Here is a 7994-nt window from a genome sequence, read left to right as displayed (position 1 = left end):
GCCGGAACTGCGCGGCGAGCCGCGTTTCACCGACCGCAGGACGGCGCAGGCCTCGGTGCTGGTGCCGGTGGTGATGCGCGAGCAGCCGATGGTGCTGCTCACGCAGCGCACGGCGCACCTCTCCACGCATTCGGGCCAGGTCGCCTTTCCGGGCGGCAAGCGCGACGACACCGACGTCGACGCCGCCGACACGGCGCTGCGCGAGGCGCACGAGGAGATCGGCCTCGAGCGCCCGCTGGCCGAGGTGCTGGGCCAGCTGCCCACCTACACCACCGGCACGATGTTCGTCATCACGCCCGTGATCGCGCTGGTGCGGCCCGATTACCACCTGGCGCTCAACGCGCACGAGGTGGCGGATGCCTTCGAGGTGCCGCTTGCCTTCCTGATGGACCCGGCCCACCACCGCCGCCACGCCATCGAGTTCAGCGGCACCCGCCGCGAGTGGTTCTCCATGCCCTGGCAGGACGCGGCGAGCGGCCGCGAGCGCTTCATCTGGGGCGCCACCGCGGGCATGCTGCGCAACCTCTATCGCTTCCTGGCCGCCTGAAGTCTTCCCTGCGCAGGCGGGGACCCAGTGACGTGCGCAGCGCGCTCGGGATTCCCGCCTGCGCGGGAATGACGTGGAGGCGGCCCGCTATCATCCCGCCATGAGCTTCTTCGCGATCCTGTTCGCCCTGCTGATCGAGCAGGTGCGTCCGCTGGGAGCGCACAACCCGATCCACACGGGGCTGCGCGTGTGGGCGCGCTGGGTGAGCAGCAATTTCGACGCCGGCAAGCCGCAGCATGGCTGGGTGTCCTGGCTGCTGGCGGTGGTGATGCCTGCGCTGCTGGCGCTGGGCATCCACTGGGCGCTGCTGGCCACCCTGGGCTGGCCGGCGGCCATGGTGTGGAGCGTGCTGGTCCTGTACGTGACGCTCGGCTTCCGCCAGTTCAGCCACCACTTCACCGCGATCCGCGATGCGCTGGAAAGCGGCGACGAGCAGCGCGCCCGCGAGCTGCTGGCGCAGTGGCAGCGGGTGGACGCGAGCGAGCTGCCGCGCAGCGAAATCGTGCGCCACGTGATCGAGTTTTCGGTGCTGGCCGCGCACCGCCACGTGTTCGGCGTGCTGGCCTGGTTCTCCGTCCTCGCGGCCCTCGGCCTCGGGCCCGCGGGCGCGGTGCTGTACCGCATGGCCGAATTCGTGGCGCGCTACTGGCGCTACCGCAGCCGCATGCAGCTGCAGCCCGCCAGCGAGGCGCTGCAGTCGGCGGCGGCGCGCGCGTGGACGGCAGTGGACTGGCTGCCGGCGCGCATCACCGCGATCGCGTTCGCGGTGGTCGGCAGCTTCGAGGAGGCGATCGACTGCTGGCGCAACTACGCGCAGCGCTTTCCCAACGACAACGACGGCGTGATCCTCGCCGCGACTTCGGGCGCGGTGAACGTGCGGCTCGGGGGCGAAGCGCTCAAACCGGTGTTCGCGCCGAGTGCCTCGCAGCCGTTCCAGGCCGAGGCCGCCGCCAGCATCGGCGCCGAAGCGCCGGCGGACACCGCCAGCACGCCCGGCCGCGAAGCCGAAGTCGCGCACCTGCGCAGCATCGTGGGGCTGGTGTGGCGCTCGGTGGTGTTGTGGATGGTGCTGCTGGCGTTGCTGACGCTGGCGCGGTTGCTGGGGTGATTCGCGGCATCAGCGCTGTTGGCAGGCTGGCGCTGACGGCGCGCGACGCGCGCCAGGAAGCCCAGCTTCGCTGCGCTCGCTGATCGCTGGGCTTTCGCTTCGCTCCAGCACCAGCCTACGAAATCCGCTCAGCGCCAGAGTACGAACCAGCCCTGCCGCCGACTCACACCGTCGTCGTCGCCCGCGCCATCTGCGCGCGCGTCCAGCGCACGATGTCGGAGGCGCCCATCGCGCCCGACTGGCGCGCGGCTTCCTTGCCGCCGATGAAGAGGACGATGGTGGGAATGCTGCGGATGTTCAGCCGCGCGCCCAGGCCCTGCGCCTCGTCGGTGTTCACCTTCACCAGCTGCACGCGCGGATGCAACTGCGCGGCGGCCTGCTCGAAGGCCGGCGCCATCATGCGGCAGGGGCCGCACCACGGGGCCCAGAAGTCCACCAGCACCGGGATGTCGTTGCGCGTGATGTGGCGCTCGAACTCGGTGGCGCTGAGGTTCGGCGGCGGGGCCGCGAACAGCGCCTGGTGGCAGCTGCCGCAGTCGGGCGCCCGGTCCAGGTCCGCCTCGCGGATGCGATTGGTCGTATGGCAGTGCGGGCAGACGACGTGCAGCTGGCTCATGAACTTGTGGCCTCCTTGCCCCCGCAGATGGGGGCAAAGCCGCCCGTCGCAAGGGCTGAGCCTAGTAACGTTCCTGCGACAGCTCTTCGAAGAGCGTGCGGTAGATGCGGTAGCGGCTGGGCTCGATCCGTTCGGCCGGCGCGGGGCTGGCCTCGGCCACGGCTGCGATGACGCCGCAGCTGGGCTCGTGCAGGTGCGTGCAGTTGTAGAACTTGCACTCGGGCACATGCCGCCGCAGGTCCGGCATCAGCGCGGCCAGGTGCATCTTGTCGATGTGGTGCAGGCCGAATTCCTGGAAGCCGGGCGAGTCGATCAGCGCGGTGGTGCGTTCCTCGTCGACCCAGTACCAGGTGGTTGCCGTCGTCGTGTGCCGGCCCGAGTTGAGGGCCTGCGAGATCTCTCCCGTGAGAGCGCGCGCCTGCGGCGCCAGCAGGTTGATCAGCGTGCTCTTGCCGGCGCCCGAGGGGCCGAGCACCAGCGTGGTCTTGCCGTGCAGGTGCTTCAGCAGGTGCTCGCGGTCGGTGTCGCCCGACATGCGCAGCGACAGCGGCAGCACGCCATAGCCCATGTGCTGGTAGGGCACGAGCCGCGCCCAGGCGCGCTCGAACGGTTCCACCAGGTCGCTCTTGTTCAAGGCGATCAGCGGCGCGATGTGCTCCGCCTCGGCGGCGATCAGCGCGCGCGCCAGCTGCATCTCGGAGAACTCGGGTTCCGCCGCGATCAGCACCAGCACCAGGTCGAGGTTGGCGGCGAAGGACTTGGTGCGGATCTCGTCCTGCCGGTAGAACAGGTTGCGCCGCGGCTCCACCGCCTCGATCACGCCTTCGTCGCCGCTGGCCTGCCACTGCACGCGGTCGCCGACGACGGCCTGGCTCTTCTTGCCGCGCGGATGGCAGAGGCGCCGCGTGCCGTCCGGCGACTCCACGAGGCAGTGGCGGCCGTGGCTTGCGACCACCAGCCCCGGCTGCGACACGGCCTCAGGCAAGGGCCACCTTCAGCTTCACGTGGCCCCCAGTCGCGCCAGCCGCTCGGAGGCGGGCGGGTGCGAGTAGTAGAACTTGACGAACACCGGATCGGGCGTGAGCGTCGAGGCGTTGTCCTCGTACAGCTTCAACAGCGCGTTGCCCAGGTCGCGCCCGCTGGTCTGGCTGACGGCGAAGGCATCGGCCTCGAACTCGTGGCGGCGCGAGAGCTGCGCCATCAGCGGCGAGACGAAATAGGTGAACACCGGCACGGCGAGCATGAACAGCAGCAGCGCGAGCGCGTCGTTGGGTCCGTCGAGGTTGGGCCGCACGCCCAGCCCGGTGTAGAACCAGGTGCGGGTGGCCAGCCATCCGAGCAGCGCGAAGCCGACCAGGCTCAGCGCGAACAGGGCGACGATGCGCTTGACGATGTGCCGGTGCTTGAAGTGGCCCAGCTCGTGGGCCAGCACGGCGTCGACCTCGCCGGGCGAGAGCTTGGCCAGCAGGGTGTCGTAGAACACCACCCGCTTGGCGGCACCGAAGCCGGTGAAGTAGGCGTTGGCGTGGGCGCTGCGCTTGCTGCCGTCCATCACGAACAGGCCCTTGGCGGCGAAGCCGCAGCGCTGCATCAGCGCGGTCACGCGCGCCTTCAGCGTCTCGTCCTCCAGCGGCTGGAACTTGTTGAACAGCGGCGCGATGAAGGTGGGATAGATCACCAGCAGCAGCAGGTTGAACCCCATCCACACGCCCCACGCCCACAGCCACCACCAGGGCCCTGCCGCTCCCATGAGCCACAGGATCAGGGCCGCGATGGGCAGGCCGATGGCGGCGCCGAGCACCGTGTCCTTCACCATGTCCGCGAACCACAGCTTCCACGTCATCTTGTTGAAGCCGAAGCGCTCCTCCACCACGAAGGTCTGGTAGAGGGAGAAGGGCAGGTCCAGCAGGCCGCTGATCACGGCGAAGCAGGCGAGCAGCGCGAGCTGCTGCAGCATGCCGGTGCCCAGCCAGCCCACCAGCGCCCGGTTCAGCGCATCGAGGCCGCCCAGCAGCGTCCAGGCGAGCAGCACGGCGGCCGCGAACGCGGTTTCCAGCAGGCCCAGGCGGGACTTGGCGACGGTGTAGTCGGCGGCCTTCTGGTGCGCCGCCAGCGAGACGGTGCCGGCGAAGGCCGCCGGCACCTGGTCGCGATGGCGGGCGACGAAGCGCACCTGGCGGCTCGCGAGCCAGAACTTCACGACCAGGCCGGCGAGCAGGAAGGCGGCGAACGCGAAGGTCAGCGCGGCGGAGGCTTGCATCCCGGGATCTTAGGCCATCGGCGAGAATGCACGTGTATGGCCGACCCCAATGAAACGCCGGCGCCGACGCTGGCCAAGAACGACCAGAACCTCGTCTGGCTCGACTGTGAGATGACCGGGCTGGACCCCGAGCGCGATCGCATCATCGAGATCGCCGTGGTGGTGACGGGCCCCGGCCTGGAGCCGCGCATCGAAGGCCCGGTGCTCGCCATCCACCAGAGCGACGCCCAGCTGGCGCTCATGGACTCCTGGAACCGCAACACCCATGGCAAGAGCGGCCTCACCGAGCGGGTGCGCGCCTCCACGACGACGGAAGCCGACGCGGAGCAGCAGCTGCTGGAATTCATCGGCCGCTACGTGCCGAAGAACGCGAGCCCCATGTGCGGCAACAGCATCGGGCAGGACCGGCGCTTCCTGGTGAAGTACATGCCCAAGCTCGAAGCCTGGTTCCACTACCGCAACCTCGACGTGAGCACGCTGAAGGAGCTGTCGCGCCGCTGGCGCCCCGACGTGTACGCCTCCTTCAAGAAGAGGCAGCTGCACACGGCGCTGGCCGACATCCACGAGTCGATCGACGAACTGGCGCACTACCGCGAGCACTTCCTGAAGCTGGCGTAGGCGGTCGAGCGGGAAATCCCGAAACCTGCGATAATCCGTCCTTCGCTGCTTTTGCGGCAGCTGAATCGCGCATCGCCTTCTTGCACTGGCCCGCCCGCGTCCCGCACGCGGCATCGATGGGGCCGCAGGCCGAAAGTCCTGTTTGTCGTCGGAACGGTTGATGTCTTCCAACCTTCTGACGACGGCGCACCCGCCCGGGTGGCGCCGCATGGACTTTTTTTCATGACCGATTTCCTGCAAGAGCAAGACACCCCCGAGGCCAACGGCTTCGCCGCCCTGGGCCTCGCCCCCGAACTCCTCGCCGCGGTCGCCGACCTCGGCTTCACCCAGCCCACCTCCGTGCAGCAGCAGGCCATCGGCCTCGCCATGGCGCAGGAGCAGGTGGAAGGCACCGGCTTCAACGACCTGATGGTCTCCAGCCAGACGGGCAGCGGCAAGACCGCGGCCTTCCTGCTGCCGGTGCTGAACACGCTGATCGCGCAGAAGGCGGCCGAAGTCGCCGCCGAGGAACAGGCCCGCGCCGAGGCGATCGCGCGCGGCGAGGCGCCGGCCAAGCGCGCACCGCGCAAGAACCCGCTCAGCCCGCGCCACTTCAAGGCGGCCGTGCCGGGCGCGCTGGTGCTGTGCCCCACGCGCGAACTCGCGCAGCAGGTGGCGCACGATGCCATCGACCTGGTGAAGCACACGCGCGGCCTGCGCATCGCCAACGTGGTGGGCGGCATGCCTTATCAGATGCAGATCGCCAAGCTGCAGAACGCCGACCTGGTGGTCGCCACTCCCGGCCGCCTGCTGGACCTGCAGCGTTCGATGCAGATCAAGCTGGACAAGGTGCAGTTCCTGGTGGTCGACGAGGCCGACCGCATGCTGGACCTCGGCTTCGCCGACGACCTGGCCGAAGTGCACGAGCTCACCGCCAACCGCCGCCAGACCATGATGTTCAGCGCCACGCTGGCGCCGCGCATCCAGCAGCTCGCCGCGCGCGTGATGCGCAACCCGCAGCGCCTGCAGATCGATTCGCCGCAGGAGAAGCACGCGAACATCGAGCAGCGCCTGTTCTGGGCCGACAACGCGCAGCACAAGCGCCAGCTGCTGGACCACTGGCTGCGCGACGCCAACATCGAGCAGGCGATCGTCTTCGCCAGCACCAAGATCGAGTGCGACGGCCTCGCCGAGGACCTGCAGCAGGCCGGCTTCGCCGCCGTGTCGCTGCACGGCGACCTGCCGCAGGGCCTGCGCAACCGGCGCCTGATGGCGCTGCGCAACGGCCAGGTGCAGTTCCTGGTGGCCACCGACGTGGCCGCGCGCGGCATCGACGTGCCTTCGATCACGCACGTCTTCAACTACGGCCTGCCGATGAAGAGCGAGGACTACACGCACCGCATCGGCCGCACCGGCCGCGCGGGCCGCGACGGCCTGGCCGTGACCTTCGCCGAGTTCCGCGACCGCCGCAAGATCGGCGACATCGAGCATTACAGCAAGCAGCGCATCCAGGCCCACACCATCCCGGGCCTGGAGCCGAAGTCGCGCTTCGAGCAGCGTCCGGCCCGCGCCGGCTTCGGCGGCAAGCCGGGGCGCCCGGGCGAGCGCCGGCACGGCAACGGCGGCGGCTTCGGCGGCGGCAACGGCTACGGCAAGCACGGTGGCAGCGGCTTCGGCGCCAAGTCCTTCGATGCGCCGCGCAAGCCGGGCCGCTCCTACGTCGAGACGTCGCGCGACCCGCGCTTCGAGCCCCTGCGCGAAGGCGGCTTCGGCAGCGGCCGCTCGCGCGGTCGTTGATCGGCCGGTACCTGTAGGCTGGCGGTGAACCGCGCCGCCAGGCGCGCGTGACCGAGCGCCGCGATGCGGCGCGTAGTCCGAGGCGACAGCCTCGGCCACCCCAGCTTCGCTGCGCTCGCCGATCGCTGGGCTTTCGCTTCGCTCCAGCCCCAGCCTACGAGGCCCGCCCCCGCTAGGCCGGCAGGGCGGCGTGCAGCCGCCCCGTCTCCGGCCAGCGCTTCTTCACCACCAGCCAGGCCACCAGGCCCACGCTCATCATCCCCATCGACGCCAGCGCCAGCTCGCGCGTCGAATCCATCACCAGCGGCGCGATCGCGCCGGCCACGAAGCCGTTGGCGGCCGAGCCGATGAAGGCCTGCAGCGACGAGGCCATGCCGCGCCGCTCGGGATGCAGGTCCAGCACCAGCAGCGTCACCACCGGCACCATCAGCGCCCACCCGAACGAGAACAGCGCGATCGGAATCAGGGCCCAGCCTGGATGCGGCGTGAACAGGAAGTTCGCCGTCACGTTGACGCACGACACCGCCACCATCACGACGAAGCCCCAGCGGATCTGGTTCTTCGGCTCGATCCGCCCGGCCAGCCGGCCGCTCGCGAACGAGCCGGCCATGATGCCGCTGATGGTGAGCAGGAAGAACCAGAAGAACTCGGTCGGCGCGAGCTTCAGGTGCTCGCCCAGGAAGGCCGGCGCCGACAGCACGTACAGGAACATGCCGTTGAACGGGATGCCGCTCGCCAGCGCCAGCAGCAGGAAGCGCGGGCTCGCCCCGAGCTGCCAGTAGCCCCGAATCAGGTTGCGCACGTTGAAGGCCTGGCGCTGCGTCGCGTGCAGCGTCTCGGGCAGCAGCCGCCAGTTGGCGATCCACAGCACGGCGCCGATGCCGGTGAGGAACCAGAAGATGCTGTGCCAGCCCGCATGCACGAACAGCCAGCCGCCGATCACCGGCGCCACCGCGGGCGCGATGCCGAAGTAGATCGTCACCTGGCTCATGACCTTCTGCGCCTGCTCCGGCGGGAACATGTCGCGGATCACGGCGCGCGAGACCACCATGCCGGCGCCGCTGCACAG

The 7994-nt window shown here is 69.9% G+C and carries 8 protein-coding genes; 4 read left to right on the top strand and 4 right to left on the bottom strand.

Annotation, left to right across the window (positions count from 1 at the left end):
• Both VFM98_RS13065 and VFM98_RS13060 read left to right on the top strand, forming a co-directional pair.
• The coding region (locus VFM98_RS13065; RefSeq protein WP_325110355.1) for a CoA pyrophosphatase at positions 1–547 on the top strand (547 nt) is incomplete at its 5' end.
• 100 nt (positions 548–647) lie between these two features.
• Positions 648–1655, top strand: a complete 1008-nt coding sequence (locus tag VFM98_RS13060; protein WP_325110354.1) for a CobD/CbiB family protein — start codon at positions 648–650, stop codon at positions 1653–1655.
• 163 nt (positions 1656–1818) lie between these two features.
• On the opposite strand, the gene trxC is transcribed toward VFM98_RS13060, so the two are convergent.
• From trxC to VFM98_RS13045, 3 genes are all read right to left on the bottom strand, one after another.
• Complete coding sequence (trxC, locus tag VFM98_RS13055; protein ID WP_325110353.1) at positions 1819–2271, bottom strand: thioredoxin TrxC; 453 nt, start codon at positions 2269–2271, stop codon at positions 1819–1821.
• Between the two features lie 61 nt (positions 2272–2332).
• Positions 2333–3256, bottom strand: coding sequence for a ribosome small subunit-dependent GTPase A (gene rsgA, locus VFM98_RS13050; RefSeq protein ID WP_325110352.1), 924 nt, complete (start codon positions 3254–3256; stop codon positions 2333–2335).
• Between the two features lie 15 nt (positions 3257–3271).
• Positions 3272–4531, bottom strand: a complete 1260-nt coding sequence (locus VFM98_RS13045; protein WP_325110351.1) for a M48 family metallopeptidase — start codon at positions 4529–4531, stop codon at positions 3272–3274.
• A gap of 36 nt (positions 4532–4567) precedes the next feature.
• On the opposite strand from VFM98_RS13045, the gene orn reads away from it, so the two are divergent.
• Both orn and VFM98_RS13035 read left to right on the top strand, forming a co-directional pair.
• On the top strand, positions 4568–5149 hold the full coding sequence (gene orn / locus VFM98_RS13040) for an oligoribonuclease (protein ID WP_325110350.1): 582 nt from the start codon (positions 4568–4570) through the stop codon (positions 5147–5149).
• A 222-nt stretch (positions 5150–5371) separates the two neighbouring features.
• Complete coding sequence (locus tag VFM98_RS13035; protein ID WP_325110349.1) at positions 5372–6925, top strand: DEAD/DEAH box helicase; 1554 nt, start codon at positions 5372–5374, stop codon at positions 6923–6925.
• Between the two features lie 172 nt (positions 6926–7097).
• On the opposite strand, the gene VFM98_RS13030 is transcribed toward VFM98_RS13035, so the two are convergent.
• On the bottom strand, positions 7098–7994 hold an 897-nt coding region (locus tag VFM98_RS13030; protein ID WP_325110348.1), incomplete at its 5' end, for an MFS transporter.

The sequence above is a fragment of the Ramlibacter sp. genome, assembly GCF_035706265.1.
Classification (GTDB): domain Bacteria; phylum Pseudomonadota; class Gammaproteobacteria; order Burkholderiales; family Burkholderiaceae_C; genus Ramlibacter.
Note: the sequence above shows the minus strand (reverse complement) of the source record. Positions and strands in the feature narration are given on the sequence as shown.